The 19,153-nt window shown below is 67.4% G+C and carries 17 protein-coding genes; 5 read left to right on the plus strand and 12 right to left on the minus strand.

Features of this window, described 5'->3' with window-relative positions; translation table 11 throughout:
- Nucleotides 1–46: 46 nt before the first annotated feature.
- The 3 genes from OG975_RS18670 to OG975_RS18680 all read right to left on the minus strand — a co-directional run bounded on the left by OG975_RS18670 (nt 47) and on the right by OG975_RS18680 (nt 2,209).
- Nucleotides 47–829, minus strand: a complete 783-nt coding sequence (locus tag OG975_RS18670) for a zf-HC2 domain-containing protein (protein WP_406330404.1) — start codon at nt 827–829, stop codon at nt 47–49.
- 38 nt (nt 830–867) lie between these two features.
- On the minus strand, nt 868–1,398 hold the full coding sequence (locus OG975_RS18675) for a sigma-70 family RNA polymerase sigma factor (RefSeq protein WP_037619265.1): 531 nt from the start codon (nt 1,396–1,398) through the stop codon (nt 868–870).
- Nucleotides 1,399–1,624: 226 nt separating this feature from the next.
- Nucleotides 1,625–2,209, minus strand: coding sequence for a CGNR zinc finger domain-containing protein (locus OG975_RS18680; RefSeq protein ID WP_406330405.1), 585 nt, complete (start codon nt 2,207–2,209; stop codon nt 1,625–1,627).
- 163 nt (nt 2,210–2,372) lie between these two features.
- Between OG975_RS18680 and OG975_RS18685 the strand changes: the two genes are divergently transcribed.
- Nucleotides 2,373–2,930: a DUF1772 domain-containing protein gene (locus OG975_RS18685; protein ID WP_406330406.1), complete on the plus strand. Its 558-nt coding sequence runs from the start codon at nt 2,373–2,375 to the stop codon at nt 2,928–2,930.
- Here the strand turns inward: OG975_RS18685 and OG975_RS18690 are convergent.
- The 3 genes from OG975_RS18690 to OG975_RS18700 form a co-directional block, all read right to left on the minus strand.
- On the minus strand, nt 2,879–4,030 hold the full coding sequence (locus tag OG975_RS18690; protein ID WP_406336328.1) for a uroporphyrinogen-III synthase: 1,152 nt from the start codon (nt 4,028–4,030) through the stop codon (nt 2,879–2,881). The two genes, OG975_RS18685 and OG975_RS18690, sit on opposite strands and share 52 nt — an antisense overlap.
- Nucleotides 4,031–4,215: 185 nt before the next feature.
- The gene (locus OG975_RS18695; protein WP_406330407.1) at nt 4,216–5,598 is read right to left on the minus strand and encodes a nitrate/nitrite transporter; all 1,383 of its coding nucleotides are present in this window, start codon (nt 5,596–5,598) and stop codon (nt 4,216–4,218) included.
- 154 nt (nt 5,599–5,752) lie between these two features.
- Complete coding sequence (locus OG975_RS18700; protein WP_406330408.1) at nt 5,753–6,766, minus strand: hypothetical protein; 1,014 nt, start codon at nt 6,764–6,766, stop codon at nt 5,753–5,755.
- Between the two features lie 763 nt (nt 6,767–7,529).
- On the opposite strand from OG975_RS18700, the gene OG975_RS18705 reads away from it, so the two are divergent.
- From OG975_RS18705 to OG975_RS18715, 3 genes are read left to right on the plus strand one after another with little or no spacing between them, the layout of a single operon-like run.
- Nucleotides 7,530–9,761, plus strand: a complete 2,232-nt coding sequence (locus tag OG975_RS18705) for a glycoside hydrolase domain-containing protein (RefSeq protein WP_406330409.1) — start codon at nt 7,530–7,532, stop codon at nt 9,759–9,761.
- A 30-nt stretch (nt 9,762–9,791) separates the two neighbouring features.
- A complete protein-coding gene (locus OG975_RS18710; RefSeq protein WP_406330410.1) occupies nt 9,792–10,268 on the plus strand; it encodes a hypothetical protein in 477 nt (158 codons plus the stop codon).
- Nucleotides 10,265–11,056 (plus strand): hypothetical protein, encoded by a 792-nt coding sequence (locus tag OG975_RS18715; protein WP_406330411.1) that lies wholly within the window; start codon nt 10,265–10,267, stop codon nt 11,054–11,056. Before OG975_RS18710 ends, OG975_RS18715 begins: the two co-directional genes overlap by 4 nt.
- A gap of 149 nt (nt 11,057–11,205) precedes the next feature.
- Here OG975_RS18715 and OG975_RS18720 read toward each other — a convergent pair whose 3' ends face one another.
- From OG975_RS18720 to OG975_RS18745, 6 genes are all read right to left on the minus strand, one after another.
- On the minus strand, nt 11,206–11,424 hold the full coding sequence (locus tag OG975_RS18720) for a hypothetical protein (protein WP_406330413.1): 219 nt from the start codon (nt 11,422–11,424) through the stop codon (nt 11,206–11,208).
- A gap of 86 nt (nt 11,425–11,510) precedes the next feature.
- A complete protein-coding gene (locus OG975_RS18725; protein WP_406330414.1) occupies nt 11,511–11,960 on the minus strand; it encodes a hypothetical protein in 450 nt (149 codons plus the stop codon).
- A 277-nt stretch (nt 11,961–12,237) separates the two neighbouring features.
- Complete coding sequence (locus tag OG975_RS18730) at nt 12,238–12,654, minus strand: contact-dependent growth inhibition system immunity protein (protein WP_406330415.1); 417 nt, start codon at nt 12,652–12,654, stop codon at nt 12,238–12,240.
- A gap of 75 nt (nt 12,655–12,729) precedes the next feature.
- Nucleotides 12,730–17,115 (minus strand): polymorphic toxin type 28 domain-containing protein, encoded by a 4,386-nt coding sequence (locus OG975_RS18735; RefSeq protein WP_406330416.1) that lies wholly within the window; start codon nt 17,113–17,115, stop codon nt 12,730–12,732.
- Nucleotides 17,116–17,122: 7 nt separating this feature from the next.
- Nucleotides 17,123–17,434: a hypothetical protein gene (locus OG975_RS18740; RefSeq protein WP_406330417.1), complete on the minus strand. Its 312-nt coding sequence runs from the start codon at nt 17,432–17,434 to the stop codon at nt 17,123–17,125.
- A gap of 142 nt (nt 17,435–17,576) precedes the next feature.
- Nucleotides 17,577–18,029 carry an ATP-binding protein gene (locus tag OG975_RS18745; protein WP_406330418.1) on the minus strand — a complete coding sequence of 151 codons (453 nt, stop codon included), beginning with the start codon at nt 18,027–18,029 and terminating at the stop codon, nt 17,577–17,579.
- A gap of 231 nt (nt 18,030–18,260) precedes the next feature.
- Between OG975_RS18745 and OG975_RS18750 the strand changes: the two genes are divergently transcribed.
- Nucleotides 18,261–19,115 (plus strand): helix-turn-helix domain-containing protein, encoded by an 855-nt coding sequence (locus OG975_RS18750; protein WP_406330420.1) that lies wholly within the window; start codon nt 18,261–18,263, stop codon nt 19,113–19,115.
- The last annotated feature ends 38 nt before the right edge of the window (nt 19,116–19,153 follow it).

Here is a 19,153-nt window from a genome sequence, read left to right on the forward strand (position 1 = left end):
GTACGCGAAGGGGGCTCCGTAATCTACGCGCGCGCTCCGGGTTCGCTCACGCGTTCACCTCCACGAGCCGCTTCCCGTCGAACGTCATGACCTCGAAGTGGTCGATCTGGTTCGGCGAGAAGGCCGCGCCGCCGTGTACGTAGAGCGGGGATTTCGCCTCTTCGGTCTTGGCGTTCGCAATGCCGTAACCCCACTTCGGGACGGCCCAGGAGGTCACCGTCTCGCGCTCGCCGTTCTTGCCGACGGCGATCAGGGAGCACTTGAGCGGGCCCTTGACGTTCTTGAGCTGGAGGACGGCGTGGGTGCCCCAGTCCTTCTTCTCCACGGCGACGACGGCGTTGACCTTGGTGCTCGGGTCGGTGGCCGACTTCTTGTCCGTCATGACGTCGAAGGCCGCCTTGGCCGGGCTGGTGGCCATCGCCACGGGCGGCGACGTACTGCTGTCGCTGCCACCGTTGACCGCCATCACCGTCAGCGGACCGCCGATGATCAGCGCGGCCGCGGCCGCCACCAGGTACATCCCGCGCCGGCGCTTGACGGCGCGCCGCTCCGACACCTCGTCGACCAGCTGCTCCGCGAGCCGTGGGCTCGGGCGTGCGGCCAGCGACTCACCGATGGCCGGCGTGCCCTGCGCGGCGGGGAGATCCGCGAGCGCGGCGAGCATCGGCTCCATCCCGGCGAGCTCGTCGAGCTGCTGGGCGCACCACTCGCAGGTCGCCAGATGCGCCTCGAAAGCGGTTGCTTCGGCGTCGTCGAGAATCCCGAGGGCGTAGGCGCCGACGGTCTCGTGGATGTCTCCGGGGTTCTGCTGTCCCCGTGGACCCTGCATGGCTCCTGGACCACCCGTTCCGTAACCCCCGTACGTGTTCATGCCGTCACCCCCCGCTCCTCCAGCGCCAGCTTCATCGAACGCAGGGCGTAGAAAACCCTTGAGCGCACGGTGCCGCTGGGTATGCCGAGCGTCTCGGCCGCCTCATTGACCGTACGCCCTTTAAAGTATGTTTCGACCAGGACTTCCCTGTGAGCAGGGGTCAGGTCGTCCAGCGCGTCCGACAGTGTCATCAGCCACAACGCCTTATCGATCTCGTCCTCCGCGGGAATGACCTCCAGCGGTGACGGATCCACCTCCTGCGGCCGGGCCTGCCGGCTGCGGTGGCCGTCGATGACGATGCGCCGGGCGACCGTCACCAGCCAGGGTCGTACCGAACCGGTCGCACGATTGAGCTGACCGGCGTTCTTCCAGGCACGGATGAGCGTCTCCTGCACGACGTCCTCGGCGCGCTGCCGGTCTCCCGCGACCAGCCGCAGGACGTACGCGAGCAACGGCCCCGCGTGTTCCCGGTACAGGGCACGCATCAGCTCCTCGTCAGGTTCGGTCGACGAGGACTGCTGGGACATGCGATGTCGGGCCCTGGGCCTTCGTTCATCAGCCACGGCGGAATCCTTACGCACGCCTACCTCCGGTGTCCGGGGGTTCCCCCAGTCGGTCGCTCATCCCGGGGTACGTGCCTGGGCGTGCGTGTGTTCAAAGAGCTCACAGATATTTCTTGTTGGAGTTGTGAAGGCGGTGCGAAGGGCGTGTATTGATCACCTCGGGTCACTGGAAGATCACGTACGGGTGTGGTCAGGCGCGTGCGAGGGCCGCCCGGCGCCGGTGCCGGGCCACTCGCTCCCGGTTGCCGCACACCTCACTGGAACACCATCGTCGGCGACGGCCCCGGGATGTGTCGAGATAGACGATCGGACAGTTGTCCCCCTCGCACTGCCTCAGACTCGCCCGCGCCACCGGATCGGTGAGCAGTTCGAGGGCGTCCCGCGCGACGACACAGAGCAGTTCGGCGCAGCCGGGCGGGGTGCGCAACCGGCGGTGCAGCGAACCGTCGTCCGCGCGTACGGCCCAGGGGGCGGGCGGGGTGCCCAGCGCGACCGCGTTGACGCGGGCGAGCGCCGCGTCGGCGGGCCGTGCGTCGAGTTCGCCGCGCACCAACTGCGCGATGTGTCCGCGCAGTTCCCGGAAGCCCATGAGCCAGGAGGCGTCCGCGTCCAGGGCCGTGCCCGGGGGCACGAGTCCGCACGCGGCGATCCAGGCGCGCAGCCGGACGGCCGTGTCGAGCCGTTCCTCGGGGTGGGTGGTCGCGGTCAGGTCCAGGCAGATCCGCCCGGAGTCGAACCGCAGCTCGTACGAGGCCGTGGCCATGCCCGATGCCATGTGCCTGTCACCGCCTTGGGGTTACCCGCTGTCGTACTCCCTACAGTGCATGCCCGCACGCGCGGCCGGAAGACTCAGTACCGCTCCTCTGCTGGACGCGTGCGTATGCGGCCGCGCGTCTGAGCCATGTCAGCCGTGCCACGGCGCCGGTTGACTGAAGGACATGACAGACAACAGCACGGGGCGGCGTACGACCGCCGGAGGTGTACTGGGTGCGGCCACGGTCGCGATGGGCCTGATCGCCGGGGTCTTCTACATATTCGCCTGCGACGTCATGCCGTCGCTGGCCCGCAGCGACGACCGCGTCTTCATCGAGGTCATGCAGAACATCAACGACGTGATCCAGAACCCGGTGTTCTTCCTGAGCTTCATGGGCGCGCTGGTCCTGACGGCTCTCTCCGCCTGGCAGTTGCGCGGTTCCGGCGCACTCCGGTGGTGGGTGTACGCCGCCCTCACCGCGTACACCCTCGTCTTCCTCGTCACCGTCGCCGTGAACATCCCGCTCAACAACGACCTCGCGAACGCCGGCGACCCGGCGAAGATCGCCGACCCGGCCGCCGTACGCGCGAAGTTCGAGGACACCTGGGTGGCGTGGAACGTCGTACGGGCCCTGCTGTCGACGCTCGCGCTGGCGTGCCTCGCCCGGGCCCTGCTCCTGTACCGACGCCCTTACACGTCCGCGTACTTGGAGTCCGCGGCCGGGTCGAGCGCCAGCCGGTAACCGCGCTTGACGACGGTCTGGATGAGCTTGGGCGCGCCAAGTGCCGTACGCAGCCTGGCCATCGCCGTCTCGACGGCGTGCTCGTCCCGCCCGGCGCCGGGCAGCGCGCGCAGCAGCTCGGCGCGGGCCACCACCCAGCCGGGCCGCCGCGACAGGGCCCGCAGCAGCGACATCCCGGCCGGCGGTACGGGCCGCAGCGCCCCGTCCACCATCACGGCATGCCCGCGGATCTCCACCCGGTGCCCGGCGATGGGCAACGCCCGTGCCCGCCCCGGCAGTTCCTGACACAGCAGCTGTACGAGGGGGCCGAGCCGGAAGCGCTCGGGCTGGACGGTGTCGATGCCCCGGGCCTGCAACGGCAGCGCGGTGACCGGGCCAACACAGGCGGGCAGTACGTCGTGGTGCAGGGCGGCGAGGAGTTCCGGGAGCAGTCCGCGGTCCTCCGCCCTGGACAGCAGGGAGGCGGCGGCGGGCGCGCTGGTGAAGGTGAGCGCGTCCAGGCCGCGGGTCACGGCCGCGTCCAGCAGCCGGTCGACGGGCCCGATGTCCTCCGGCGGCATCCACCGGTACACAGGGACCCCGACGACCTCGGCACCCGCGGCCCGCAGCGACTCCACGAACCCGGGCAGCGGCTCGCCGTGCAGCTGGATGGCGATACGGCGCCCGTCGACGCCCTCGTCGAGCAGCCGGTCGAGCACCTCGGCCATGGACTCGGAGGACGGCGACCACTCCTCCGTCAGCCCCTGGGCCCGTATGGCGCCCTTGACCTTGGGCCCGCGGGCGAGCAGCTCGACCCCGCGCAGCCGGGCCAGCAGATCCTCGCCGAGCCCCCAGCCGTCGGCGGCCTCGACCCAGCCCCGGAAGCCGATGGCGGTGGTCGCCACCACCACGTCCGGCGCGTGGTCGATCAGTTCCTTGGTGGCGGTGAGCAGTTCGCTGTCGTCGGCGAGCGGCACGATGCGCAGGGCCGGCGCGTGCACGACGGAGGCACCGCGCCGCTGGAGCAGCGCCCCGAGCTCGTCGGCCCGGCGCGCGGCGGTCACGCCCACGGTGAATCCGGCCAGGGGACCGTTCTGCGGTCGCTGCTGTTCGTCGTACATGGCTCTCGTCTCGCGCTCGTCGAGTCGTCGTGCAGGGGGTGGTGCTGTGCTGCTGTCCCAGATGCTGCTGGTCGGCTGTCCCAGTTGCTGTGGCCCGGCGCTCTTGGGGCGCTCGCTCATGGCCGAGCCGAGCCTGTCAACGCACCGTGACAGGCTCGGTTCAGTCATATGTCGCTCGTGTTACGTCACACTTCGGCGTAGCTGAGCTGGGCCTTCGTCTCGGTGGAGGCCGTGGCCGGGGCCTCGGCGGCGGCCGGGCGGCGAAGGTATACGGCCCAGGTGACCACGAAGCAGGCCGCGTAGAAGGCGAGGAAGGTGACGAACGCGCCGGTGCCGGAGCCGGAGCTGAGGAACGACTGCCGGAAGGCGAGGTTGATACCGACGCCGCCGAGCGCGCCCACCGCGCCGATGAGCCCCATGGAGGCACCGGAGAGCCGGCGCCCGTACGAGGCCGCTTCCTCACCGCTCAGCCCCTTGGCGACGGCCTTCGCCTGGAAGATCCCGGGGATCATCTTGTACGTCGATCCATTGCCGAGCCCGGTGAGCACGAAGAGCACCACGAACACGCTGACGAACAGCGGCAGCGACTTCTGCATGCTGGCGAAGACCAGGCCACCGGTCGCCGCGGCCATCGCGACGAAGTTCCACAGCGTGATCTTCGCGCCGCCGTACCGGTCGGCCAGCCAGCCGCCGACGGGCCGGATCAGCGAGCCGAGCAGCGGGCCGATGAAGGTGAGGTAGGCGGACTGCAGCGGCGTACGCCCGAACTGCACCTGAAGGACCTGCCCGAAGGCGAAGGCGTAGCCGATGAAGGAGCCGAACGTCCCGATGTAGAGGAAGGACATGATCCAGGTGTGCGCGTCCTTCGCGGCGTCCTTGGCGGCACCGGTGTCGTTCTTCACGGAGGAGATGTTGTCCATGAAGAGGGCGGCGAGCACGGCGGCCACCAGGATGAGCGGGATGTAGATCCCGAGCAGCACCCGCGGCCCACCGCTCGCTCCGATGATGGCGAGCGCCACGAGCTGGATGACGGGTACGCCGATGTTGCCGCCGCCCGCGTTGAGGCCGAGCGCCCAGCCCTTCTTCTTGAGCGGGAAGAAGGCGTTGATGTTGGTCATGGAGGAGGCGAAGTTGCCACCGCCGATGCCGGCCAGCAGACCGACGACCAGGAAGGTGTTGAACGAGGTGCCCGGCTCCATCACCACGAACGCGGCGACGCTCGGTACGAGCAGCAGGGCCGCCGACACGATGGTCCAGTTCCGCCCGCCGAAGATCGCGACAGCGAAGGTGTAGGGCACCCGCACGACCGCGCCGACCAGCGTCACCATGGACGTGAGCAGGAACTTGTCGGCCGGGGTGAGCCCGTACTCGGGCCCCATGAACAGGACCATGACCGACCACATGGTCCAGATCGAGAACCCGATGTGCTCGGAGAGTACGGAGAAGAGCAGATTCCGTCGGGCGACCTTCTCCCCCTTCTCCTGCCAGAAGGCCTCGTCCTCGGGATCCCACTCCTCGATCCAACGGCCTCCCCTGCTTGGTGCGGGGGCTGTACTAGGGGCTGTCATGACGCCTCCACGGGGCTCCGGTGCGGTGCGCGTGTCTTTCCTGGGGATGACAACCGAAGGTAGGGAGGACGCGTTTCGGCCCTGTGGCTGTGGGTGACCGGAAGGGAACGTTGCTCTCACTCGGCGGCGGGGGCGACGGTGAGGGCGCGGCGGCTCACTGCTGCGGGGGCTGCCCCGTGGGGGGCTGGGGCTGACCGCCGTAGGGGTGGGACTGCGGGGGTACGGCGCCGGGCGGGGCGGTGTAGGGGCCGGGGGCCTGCTGACCTGGGGTCTGCTGCCCGGGAACCTGCTGACCAGGGTACGGCGTGCCGGGCGGCTGCTGACCGTACGGGCCGGGGGCCTGCTGACCGTAGGGAGCGGGGGCCTGCGGAGAGTAAGGGCCAGGGACCTGCTGACCGTACGGAGCGGGGGCCTGCGGGGTATAAGGACCGGGGGCCTGCTGACCGTACGGGCCGGGGGCTTGCTGACCGTACGGAGCGGCAGCCTGCGGGGTGTAAGGACCAGGGACCTGCTGACCGTACGGACCGGGGTTCTGCGGAGCGTACGACGCGTAGGGGCCCGGCGCCTGCGCCGCATAAGCCGTCGGCGGCAGATACCGCACCCGCCCGCCCTCCTCCGTCACGGGCGCGAACCCGGCGGCCTGCAAGCGGGCCGCGAACTTGGCGTTGCGCTTGCGGGTGACGACGAAGCCGATGCCGAGGACCGCCATCAGCACCGCCCACACGATGCCCGCCACGGTGAAGGCGATGGTGTCCCCGCCGGTCCGGACCGCGAGGATCACGCACGCGATGGTGAAGCCGACCGCCCCGTATCCCATCCGCTTCTCGGCGTTCTTGCCGGTGAGGTCGAAGTTGATGCGGGCCTTGAGCAGCTCCAGCGCGTCGGGGACGACGGGCGGCAACGACTCTCCGTCGCCGGCCTTCGGATACTGCGCCCAGTTCTGCGCGGCCCGCGTCTGCGCCTGCGGACTGGGGTCGGGCACGATGAGCATCGTGAGCGCGTTGTTGCGCCCGCTGCCCTGACGTACGTCGGCGTACTCGTACCCGAACTGCTGGGCGATGAAGGCGAGTCGGGCCAGTTTCTTCACCGAGGCCATGGGACTCGTGAGCTGGACCGCCTCCCCCGCGGCCATCAACTGGAACATCTTCCGGATCTGCCGCTTACTCATGCAGCCCCCAACTCCCCACCGGGCCAACCGGACCCACCGGACCCACCGGACCCACCCGTTCACTTACGCAACGGAACCAGCCTTTCACGCGCCCTCGCCTCCGCAGAACGGCAGGGCAACCTGGTTTACCGGGCCTTGACCCGGCCTTGACGGGAACGGCGGGACCAAGCCAATTCCCCGCGGGGGACGAGACGTTGGACGAGACCACACCCACCCCTCCGGTTCACAGCAAACGCACAGATCCCGGGCGCATCCACTCTCCCGCCCAGTCTCTCGGACGGCCTCGCGTCCCCGCCGTCGCGATCCGGCCATGCTCCGCACCGCTCTTGCCCGGTGCTCCGCCCGCATGCCTATGGTGATCGCCGTGCCGGGCGGCCCTGACCAGGCCTCCAGGACGCGCTGACCAACACCTGGGGGAACCATGTTCACGGGGGATCGCGCCTCACGCACCGCACACGTCACGTGTGCCTCACCTGTTGTACGAGCCTCACGCGCCGTACACGTCGTACGTGCCCCACGCGCCGTACGTGCCACACGAGCCGCACGCGCCGCACGCGCCTGATCGGCCGTCTCACCACTCCCGCCGCAACACCTCTTCAGCGGACCGGAACGCCCACGTGTCCGGAGCTCCGCCGTGCGCCGCCGTGCGCCGCCCTGCCCTGCATCGCCTTGGCTTGGCCCGCTTTGCTCTGCTTTGCCCTGCATTGCTCTGCCTCGCCGTACGCGACACCCGTAGCCGAAGCCGAAGGAGAACCCGCGCCCCATGGCCGACGAGATGGTCCGGAGAGCTCAGCAGTTCGTCAACCGCACCTACCCCAACATGCTCGGCATCCCTGCGCTGGACGAGAACGGCCAGACCGGCTGGCCGACGATGTACGCGCTGACCCGCGCGCTCCAGTACGAACTCGGTGTCCCGACGCTGTCGGACACGTTCGGCCCCACCACCCTGTCGACGCTCGCCTCGAAGTTCCCGAAGCTGAACGCCTCGACGACCCCCTCGGCGAACTTCGCCCGCATCATCCAGTCCGCCCTGTACTGCAAGGGCTACGACGGCGGTGACATCGACGGGAAGTACAACTCCCGCGTCGAGTCCTCGGTGGCGAAGCTGAAGACGGACATGGGCGTGGACGGCCTGTTCCCCGGCGGCGACCTGATACCCAAGGTCTTCAAGGGCCTGCTGAACATGGACGCCTATGTGACCGTCAACTCCGGTTCCGACGGCATCCGCAGCGTGCAGCGATGGCTGAACGGCCGTTACGTCAACCGCGCGGACTTCTTCATCATCCCGTGCGACGGCCACAACTCCCGTGACGTGTCCAAGTCCATGCTCTACGCCATCCAGTACGAGCTGGGCATGGCCGACGGCACGGCGAACGGCGTCTTCGGTCCCGGTACGAAGTCCGGCCTCAAGTCCCACACCGTCTCGACCGGTTCGTCGGGCACATGGGTCTCCCTCTTCTCCGCGGCGATGATCCTCAACCTGCGGCCGGTCTCCTTCTCCTCCAGTTTCACCTCGTCCCTCGCCGACGCGGTCAGGACGTTCCAGTCGTTCGCCAAGCTCTCGGTGAACGGCAGCGGCGACTTCCAGACCTGGGCCTCGCTCCTCGTCTCGTACGGCGACCAGGACCGCAAGGGCGAGGCGTGCGACGGCGTCACGAAGATCACCGCGGCGCGCGCGGCGGCCCTGAAGGCGGACGGCATCAAGTACGTCGGCCGCTACCTCACCAACCCCAGCACGACCTCACTGCCCGAGAAGGCGATCCAGCCGGGCGAACTCCAGACGATCGCCGACAGCGGCCTGCGCTGCTACCCGATCTACCAGACCTTCGGCCGCGACGCCTCCGGCTTCACCTACCCCGCCGGGCGGGCCGCCGGCTACGCCGCCGTCAACGCGGCGCTGGACCACGGGTTCAAGCCGGGCGCCCGTATCTTCTTCGCCGTCGACTTCGACGCCCTCGACGCCGATGTCACCTCGAACGTCCTGCCCCACTTCAAGGGCATCGAGGACTCGATGGCGGACGCCGGGAACCCGTTCAAGGTCGGTGTGTACGGTCCGCGCAACGTGTGTACGCGGGTCGCCGAGGCCGGCCACTCCACGGCCTCGTTCGTCTCCGACATGTCCTCCGGCTTCTCGGGGAACTACGGCTACCCGCTGCCGAGCGACTGGGCCTACGACCAGGTCGTCACGCGCACCGTCGGCTCCGGCGACGGGAAGATCGAGATCGACAACAACATCGCCTCCGGCCGCGACATCGGCGAGAACTCGTTCAACAAGCCGCGCGGTGTCCTCCCGGACGTCCGCTTCCTCGGCGGCTACCTGAACGCGCTGCATGACGACATCGGCAAGTACATGCAGTCGATCGGCTTCCCGAACGACGGCGGCAACCGCATCTTCAGCCACACCCAGTGCTTCGAGACCGTCCTCGCCAACGACGACGTGGTCACCGCGCAGTCCAACCGCTACAACATGCGCAAGGCGCTGATCCAGACGTCCGCGTACTGGGAGATGCGCCACTACGACATCATCGACCAGGCCGTGGACGCCGCCGTCGTCTACTACCACACCGGTGTCGGCGGCGGCATGACCCCGAAGCGCGACTCGTCCACGGGCATCGCGCAGATCAGCGGCGAGGTCGGCATCCGCGCCTGGAACCACTGCATCAACAAGGGGTACGTCTCCGGCACGATCCTCGACCCCGCCAAGGACGCCGACATCTGGACGATGTGGCAGAAGGTCAACAAGGACAACGCGTACGCCCTCCAGACCGTCTCCCTGATCCACCTGTGGGACGCGGAGGGCAAGCCCGGCGGCCAGAACCCGCCCGCCGGCGAGACCACGCTGCGCTCCATGCGCCTGGACTACACCGAGTCGGAGATCTTCCAGGTCCTGCGCCGCTACCAGGGCTGGGGAACCGAAGCGGAGGAGCACGCGACCAAGCGTATGGCGTTGTACCAGATCTTCGAGAAGTACAACGGCATCGTCCGGAACCTGTAGCCCGCCGAAGAAGCCCCCTGAGGAAGAGACATGAGTGACGACCAGCCCAACGTCATCGCCCTTCTGCTGATCGGCCTCGTAGGCCTGGCCGTCGCCGGCGGGTTCGCGGTGTTCGGCTTCACCACGCTCGCCCGGCACGGCATCAGGCACGCGAAGAGGGAGACCGTGCTCCGCGGCTTCGCGGGCCTGGCCGCCGCGGCGGCGGCCGCCATGTACGTATGGGGCGCCCTCCACCTCGTCAAGGACGAGTCGATGACGACCGAGGCATGCCGCGCCGCGGTGGGCCGGGCACACGCCGCCGACATCACCGGCTCCGACGTCTCCTACCTCCCGCTGCACCTGAACTGCCATGTCAGGGGCGCCGGTTCGTACGCCGCCGCCGTACCGGACTACGTCAACCCCGCAGTCCTGGGCCTGGCCCTGACCGCCGTCGCTCTCGGAGTCTTCGCGGCCTTCGCCTCGGAGCTCCGCGCCAGAGACAACTTCAGGAAAGAGAAGGCCAGTTGAACACCAGCCAGAACACCCCGCAGAACTCCACTCCCGCCGAGGCCACCGACGTATCCCGCCGTACGGTCCTCACGCGCACGGCGGTGATCACGGGCGCGGCGATAGCGGCCTCCCTCCCCGCCTCGCAGTTCCTGGCGAGCCCGGCGTACGCGGCGGGAAGGACCCCGGGCCCGGGCCCCGTCCCCGGCACGAACCCGCTCTCCGCGAAGGTGCGTGAGGCTGTCCGCAAGGCCGAGGCACGCGCCAGACGCGTGATGACGGGCAAGCCGTCCCGCAACGGCTGGGAGATGGAGCGCGTCGCCGACGACGGCGGCAACATCTTCACCCGCCCCGTCCCCGGCACCCCGCTCACGGGCAGCGCGGGCATCGCGGTCCGCATGGGCGACGTCGAGACGGTCCTCGTCCACGTCATCCGCCGCTTCCACTACGAGATCGACGAGCTCCGCAAGGGCGACGTCACCGGCTGGCGCACACCGGCCACGCTCCGCAAGGGCCTGCCAGAATCCAACCAGGCCTCCGGAACAGCGGTACAGATCCGCCCCGGCTCCTACCCGGCGGGCACCCGGGGCGGCTTCTTCCCCCAGCAACAACTGCTGATCAAGGACATCCTCGCCGAACTCAACGGCACGGTCCGCTGGGGCGGCAACGACCCCAAGCCCGACGAGTCCCTCTTCTACATCGCCGTACGCCCCAACGACTCCCGCCTGGCCCGCACCGCAGCCCGCATCCGCCGGTGGGACGAGACGCCGGGGCGGGGGGCGGGGGTGTTGGCGGATGTGACGGGCTGAGACTGGGCGGGGGGCGTTGCGGGCGCGGGGGAACACGGCTCCCGCGACGATGAGCAGGCTTGGTCCGAGGGCTTCGGCCAAGCCTGCCCCCTGCCCGAACACGCCCAGGCACCGGCGGGCGGCGCCGGCGGAGGGGTGCTGCCTGTGGCTCAGGGGCTGTCGGAGGCGAGGTAGCCACGCGCTTTGGCCAGCCGAGCCTTGGCGGCCCGGAACGCGATCCCGGAATCCTCAGACCCCAGCACCACCTCGAAGAACGCACCACCATGGGTGGCCAGGCCCTTTTCCACCCACTCTTCGGGTGGATTCGAGGGGAAGCTCCTCGTATCGAACCCCAGAGTCACCGAGTTTTCACGTTCGTCGATGTGCACGTAGAGGAGACCGCACCGAACTCCACGACGTGTTTGTATCCCTCGCCTGCAGCCTCATCTGATGGACGCGGCGCAAGAATCACCGATCATGGTCGTGTCACGAGCTCTACATGCGCCACGAAGAACTCGAACCGGTACTCCTGCTCGCTGACTGCGGCCACCGTACCGAGGTCATGCGCGAGGAATACCCATGGGGCGTCCCTGGCCTGCCGGATCGAGGTGAACCAGGCAGGCGGCATCCGGAACTCGATCCACGGTGCGAGGTCCAGGTCAGTGAACAAGAAGGCCGCTGTATGGAAGCCGTGCCGGGTAAGGAGTTGCTCCACCCAGGAGCCCAGACGCTCCGGGGGAACGTCGTCGCTCAGTGTCGCGGTCGGCTCGGTGGACATCTCCCAGAAGCCCCGGACGGTCTCCAGAACCCGGTCGGGCACACACTCGGACGTCAGGGTGTGCGCCGTGACGATCCCGGAGGCATCACGCAGCATCCGGTCGAGCTCTTGCCGCTCCCTGAGCCTGCGCTGCAGTTCACTAGCCACCACATTTACCTTGTTTGTAATAGAGATGGTGCTTCGGTTGAATTTCCTTGTAGGTCTTGCCCGTCATGTCCACATCTCAGGGCTTGCCTACGTGTGGTGTTCCCGCATGGAAATGTGGTAGTAGCGCATTGGGCTCAGCTGTATGCCGGTGGAGCTCTTCATCGATCCGGACAAGTCCTGTTCGCTCGCCGCGAGAGGCCTTTAGACTTCGGAACCATAGAAGCCAAAACGCGGCATCGACTCGCCTTCGATTAGTACATCAATTTCGGCGATTCCCTCAAATCCCCTCGGGAAGCGAGGCAAGGAACTCCTCGACCTCCTGTTTCACGTAACGCGAAAGATCGGTCAGCATCGTCACGGCGGTTTTGAGGTCACGGGCGAGTTCGGGGACATCCGCCCACACCTCCGGACTGACGGTGACCACCGCGTACAGCAGGTCGCCGTCGTAAAAGCCGCCCGCTGCCTGGTCGGGCGCGGTGTCCCGCAGGATCTCCACGGCCAGGGGAAGCAGCCAGGGCAGACCGACATTCTGGCCGATCAACCGGGCCAGCTCGTGAGGCTCCAGTGTTCCGATGGGGCGTCGCCGGAGCTCGTGGACGTTCTTGACCATCGAGGTCGTGTCTTCGGGAGGGTCCGGCCAGCGTTGGCCCTCCAACTGTTCAAGCGACTTGCTGCGGTCGATGGGCTGAGACATCGTCGGAGCCTTTCCTTGTGCTGGCCGATGTGGCGAAGGGGAAGTTACCGTTCGCGCTGACATTATGCACTGGGCTTACCCATGGCCGATGGACTGCAGGAAGGCATTCAAGCGCTCTAGCTCCTCAATGGTTTCCTTGCGTTTCTTCTTCAGGACCTCCATGCCGCGCTCAGTGATCGAAGCCGGCGGGTTCTTCAGCTCCGTTTCCAGGGCCTGCCGAACATTGTCCAAACCGTTGCGGGCCTGGGTCAGATCCTTGATGTGGTCGAACGGAGTCCCGTCGGCCTTCCTGGCCACGACTTCACCTCTCGCCTCCCGGCGAGCGGCACTGTAGTGATTGTGGTTTGGCTGGGAGTTTATCTCTCCAATGGGATCCTTCTTGATATTTTCAAGCTTCGTAATCGCCTTTTGTGCCGCCTCCCGCAGTCCAAGTTCGCGGCATTTGGGCGCGAGTCCGAGGGGATCGGTCCACGTCTGAGGGTTGTGGACATACGTGTTGGGGTTTGGAGCCGGAAGCAGCCCAAGAGGGTCGGGTGTGAGGTAGCGGGCACTCTCGGGGTCGTAGTAGCGGAAGTAGTTGTAGTGGAGGTCGGTTTCGGAGTCGTAGTACTGCCCCGGAAACCTCAGAGGTGTGTAGGTAGTACTGCTCGTCGTCCACGCGGTCTTGCCCCAGAGCGTGGATCGCGTGCGCCACGCGATGGCCCCATCCTCGTCGAGGAGTTCTGTGGGGGAGCCGACAAGGTCGGTGATGATCGCGAAGAAACGTGAGTCGATCTCTTCCTGAGGTGCGCCGACGGAGGTGACGCGTTCACTCTGGGCGAGCGGATGCATGCCGTCGTGATCCCAGGTGAGCGTGACCTGCTGGGGCGAAGTCGTGACGGTGGTGGTCTGCTCGCACAGAGTGCTGGAATCCCAGGTGAAGTCGACCTGCTCCGCGACTGTTGTGCCGTCCCGTCCCAGCCTCTGCTTGGCGATGCGGCGTCCCAGGGGGTCGTAGAGATAGCGCCAGACGGTGCCGTCCGGCGTGACGACCGCGGTGAGACGGTCTTCGACATCCCAGGTGTAGCGCCAGGTGTCCGGCTTTCGGGAGAGCCTGGTCTTCTGGCGCAGAGTGATCCGGCCTTGAGCGTCGTGTTCGTAGCGGACGTGCCCAGCCCTTGTGATCCGGTTGCCGTCGTACGCACGTGGTCCGGTGGCCTCGTGGCCCGGGTGATTGACCGGCCATTCCGCTGCGGTCTGGTTACCGGTCTCGTCGTATGCGTAGTGTTCCGTCCAACCCGCCGCCCGGACGTCCGTGACGCGTCCCATAACGTCCAAGGTGAAGCGACGGCTGCCGTTCAGGTGGTCGTTCAGGTGCTCGAGATAGCCGTCCGGTCGGTAGGCGTAGCTGCGCTTCTGGATGACCTGGCCGCCGAGGCTCGTCACGGCCTGGCGGGTGAGACGGCCCACGGCGTCGTAGGCGTTGGCCATGGTGACGGCCTCGCCGATTCGGCGGGCGATTTCCCTCCCGGCGCTGTCGTACTCAAGGCCGATCGTGCGTCCTGCGGTGACCAGCTCGACGAGGTTGTCCGCGACGTCGTGGGTGAAAGTGCTGACTGCGCCGGCGGGGGTGATACGGCTCGCGCGCCGTCCGAGCTCGTCGTATGTGTACGTCGTGGTACGTCCGTTGACGGTCTCGGCGGTCAGGTTGCCGCTACCGTCGAACTGTCGACTCAGCCTCAAATCCGGACAGGCTGCGTGGGTGAGCCTTCCGTTGGAATCGTATGCGTAGGTGGTGACCCGGCCTTGTGCGTTCTTGCGGAGGACCTGGCCAAGGGCGTCGTGCTCGAAGTGGATCGACTGGCCGAGAGCGTTGGTCCGGCTGGCAAGGCGACCGGCGGCGTCGTGGGTATAGCTGAGAGTGCGGCCGTCGAAGTCCGTCTCGGAGGCTAGGCGGCCGGCGGGGTCGAAGTCGTAGTGCCATGTACGGCCTGCAGGATTCGTGACCCGTGTGAGGCGCAGCTCGGTGTCGTGGGCGTACTCGTAGCGCACCCCGTTGGGATCGACACGGGCGGCCAGTAGATCGAAGTGACCGTACTCGAAGTGGGTTACTGAACCGGTCGGACTGGTGTGGCTGGTGCAGTTGCCCTCACCGTCGTACTCCCAGGATTCCGTGCCGCCGTCGGGCATGATGCGTCGCGCGGGCTGCCCGTCAATTGTCCATCCAAGGCGAGTTGTGGCACCCACCGGATCGGTGATCGCGGTGGTGTGGCCGAAGACGTCGCGCTCGTACGCTGTGACGGCGCCCAGCGGATCCTCGATCTGGAGCGGTAGTCCTGCCAGGTTGCTTCGTATGGACGAGGTGTGCCCCAAGACGTCGGTGATCGACACCGGGTGGCCCGAGCGGTTGTAGGTGAAGCGGGTCGTCGCTCCGCTCGGCTCGGTCACGGCAACGCGGTTACCGCGCTCATCGTAGGTTTGGTGCCACACCGAGCCGTCCGAGTCCATCACTGTCTCGATCAGTCCCACGGCGCTGTACGTGGCTGTCGTCTCGTGACCATCGGGCCGGACGACCTTGATCACGTCACCGAGATCGTCGTAACGGAACTCCGTGGTGCACCCCAACTGATCGATGAAGGCAGTGAGGTGCTGTCGGTCATCCCATTCCTGACGGGTGATGTTGCCGAGTGGGTCGGTTTCGCGGATGAGGCGCAGCGACTCGTTGTGTTCGTAGACGCGGGTGTGGCCGAGGGAGTCGGTTACGCGGGTGGTGCGGGTGCCGTCGTCATAGGCGAGGGTGGAGGCCAATGCGTTGCCGGTGCCGCCGGTGGCGACCACTCGGCCCCGTTCGTCGTAGGCGTACCAGTAGGTGGTGCCGTTGCGGTCGGTCCAGGAGGTGATGCGGCCGTCGGCGTCGTAGGTGTACCGCATGGGCAGGCCTGAGGAGTTGGTCTCCTCGGTGAGGCGGCCCTGCTCGTCGTAGGTGAAGGTGAGCAGGGTGGTGCCGGTGGCGTCCGGGCCGGTGGGGTCGATCAGGCGCAGGCCGGTGATGCGGGACAGGACCGGGTGACGGTCCAGGGCTATGTGGTAGCCGCCGGAGTGGACGACCGCGCCGGGTATGTCGCCTTCGGTGTAGACGATGGTGATGCGGTTGCCGTTGCGGTCCTGGATGTGTTGCAGGGGCAGGTCGACCGCTGCGTCATCGGCCGTCGCCACCGGGGAGTGGAAGACGTGGATCAGCCCGGTGTCCGGGTCGGTGATGCGGACGGCGCCGTCAACCTCGTCGTCCCAAGAGAGCGTCAGCCGGGAGCCCGGGGTTTCCGGGAGGACCGGGGTGTTGGCCTCGACGTCCGGCCGGGGGAAGCACAGCCGGGCACCGTCCGCGGCCGCGTACACGAAGCCGTCCTCGTCGGCCTGCACACGCTGGTCGAGCGTCGAGGCCCAGGACGGGCCGAACCAGCCGCCGAACCGGTACGACGAGAGGTGGGTGCGCTCCAGGACCAGCGGCAGCACGCCCGGCAGCTGTACGTCCACGCGCGGCAGGGCCATGTCGCCCGTGGCCACGTCGATCGGGTCCCGCACAAACTTCTTGATCATGTTGCGGATCGAGGCCGGCAGCTTGTTGAAGCCCGGGTTCAGCTTCAGCCGCTCGAACGACGCGCAGTTCAGCTTGAACAACTTGCTGAGCCTGGACAGCTCGGCAGGCTTGAGCGCCTTCAACCCCTTGCCCAGCGCCTTGCCGAGCACGCCGAAGCCGATACCCATCAGGGCACCCTCGGTGAGGATGCCGGCCAGCTTGTCCGGGTCTTTGAACGCCCCCGGGTCCTTAAGCAGCGTCTCGAAGGCGGAGAACTTCGCGCCCTCCTTGGCCATCTTGGCGACCGCCGCGACACCCTTGATCTCCTTCAGCGCCTTCAGCGCCCGCTCCACACCCCGGATGACCTCCAGCACCCCGCGCACGGCGGCGCCCAGTGTGGTGCCCTCTTCCTCGATCCGGGCGATCAACGCGACGATCTTCAGGGCGCGTTCGCCGGCCATCAGGTTGGAGGCCACCTCGGATGCGCCCGCTGTCAGGATCGACAGCGCAAGGCCCGCGATCTCGAACTCGACGATCTCCGCGAGGATGACGCCGATCTCGGACAGCAGCTCGTGCGCCTTGTCGGCGAAATCGTCGAGCGCCTTGGCACCCTCCCGCAGGGAGTGCGCCATGTCGGTCGCGTTCTTACGGGTCGCCTTGGCCCGCTTTTGGAAGGCCTTGGCGGTCTTGCCTTCCCACTCCACATCCGACAGCGCGCGTCCCGCCGCGCCGGCCGCGTCGTCCAGGCCGGTGGCCAGGTGCCGCCACTTCTTGGCGATCTCCCGTACGCCGTCCGGGTCGACCGCGGGATCGGAGATGCCCAAGAACTCCAAGCCACTGGCGACGCTGTCGCCGAACATGTGGTTGAACTTGTTGACGTAATGGAGCGGGTTGAGGTCGACCACGAGCCACTCAGCCCTTCTTGGCCTGCGCGGCCGCGGCCAGCAGGATGTCCAACAGGTCGAAGGCGTCGGACACGTCGCCCATCAGCTTCGCCTCGGCCTGCCACTCCTCGTCCAGCTGCTTGGTCAGCTTGGCCAGGGTGTGCATGCCTTCGCGTATGTCCTCCGTCGCGCCCAGCAGCGAGCCGAGCTTGCCGAGCGCGCCCAAATCATCCGACTCCGCCTTGAACTCCTGCAACGGCTTCGCGGTGTGATGTCCCACCTTGCGCAGCCCCGAAGCCGCCTTGTGCAGCGACGCCGCTTCCTTCTTCAGGTCCGACATGCGGCCCGCCCCCGTAGTTCACTCTGTGCACATGCCAACCCAACGACCGTAGTGAGGAGGGTTATGGGTGCGGTATGGCGTGCATCAAGGAGGAGTAAAGTTCGCCGTCCCCCTGCACTGAGGGCTCGCTACTCCCCCGCGCTCACGCCGCCCGACTTCCGTGACCGAGTCCCCCGACCTCGAACCAGAGCAGCTTTCCCGCACCCGGCCCGAGCGCGTCCCCGCCCCACGAGTCCGCCCATGCCTGCACGAGGAGCAGCCCGCGTCCACTGACTGCGTCCACCGGCGCCGGGCGCGGCTTGGTGCCGGGTAGCTCATCGAAGGGCGCCGGGATGTACGGGTTCGCGTCCCACACGCTCACCCGGAGCCGTCCGCCGCCGAGCGCTGTCAGCCGCAGGGAGGCGGGGCCCTTCGCGTATTGGTAGGCGTTGGCGACCAACTCGGACGTCAACAACTCAATGACATCGAGGACTTCGTACATGCCGTGCCCGTTGAGCGCTGCCCGCACGGTCATACGTGCGACGCGTGCGGCGCGGGGGTCATGGGGCAGGCGGAGTGCGTACACCCAGGTATCGGGCAGGGCTACGGTGACCATGAACACCTCCGGGGAGGAAGGGGACTTGGGCTTGCTCAACGTTGGCGCCGTGCGGCGGCAATGCCTGGGTTGGTGCGCTTCCGGCTTATGGGCGTGAGGAGTTGAGCGTTGAGCAACGTGAGACTCACGATAGGGGTAGCGATGTAAAATTTGACATCAATTGAGAGGAAGAATTGATGATTCCCTCTTGTGAGTGATGCGAGGGAACACGTCCTGACGAGAGAGGGTTCAGTGCCGCCCAGCACCGCCCCCACGCTGCGTCAGCAGCGCCTGGGTACCGAACTGCGAAAGCTCCGGGAGCACGCGGGCCTGACTTCCAGTGCGGCCGCGGGACTGCTCGGCCTCAAGCAGGCGCAGATCAGCAACATCGAGGCGGGCCGGTATGCCGTAAGCGACGACCGCGTCCGCACCTTCGCCAGCAACTACAGCTGCACCGACCCGGCCTTCGTGGACGCGCTGGCCGCAATGACAGGTGGCCGGCAACGCGGGTGGTGGGACGAGTATCGGGAGTACCTACCGGCCACCTTGATCGACCTGGCCGAACTTGAGCACCACGCCGCCGGTCTGCGGGTGGCGCTCGTCATCCACATCCCCGCCCTATTGCAGACCACGGACCACGCACGTGCCCTCTTTCGGCAAGTAGCCCCGCCCATGCGGCAGTACGAGATCGAGCACCGGCTCACGCATCGCATCAAGCGACAGAGCACCCTGCACCAGGAGAACCCGCCCCCGTACACGGCGACCATCCACGAGGCGGCGCTCCGCATGGGCTTCGGCGGTCCGGCCGTCACCCGCGCGCAACTCAAGCACCTCGTCGACATGAGCGAACTGGCCCACGTCACCGTCAGGGTGATTCCCTTCGGCGCGGATCACTACCCGAGCACGGGCCAGTCCTTCGACTACGTCGAAGGCCCCGTCCCACAACTCGACACCGTCCAGCTGGACACACACCACGGTGGCTGCGGATTCCTGGATGCAGAGGCACAGTTGAGTAAGTACCGTTCCGTGCTCGATCACATGGAGCCGTGTGCACTCAGCCCCGCCGAGTCACGCGACTTCATGCATCGCCTCATCCGGGACATCTGAAAGAGAACGACGTGCAGACCATCCACTGGCAGAAGTCC

Origin of the sequence: Streptomyces sp. NBC_00203 (assembly GCF_045206325.1) — a bacterium.
Taxonomy (GTDB): domain Bacteria; phylum Actinomycetota; class Actinomycetes; order Streptomycetales; family Streptomycetaceae; genus Streptomyces; species Streptomyces lutosisoli.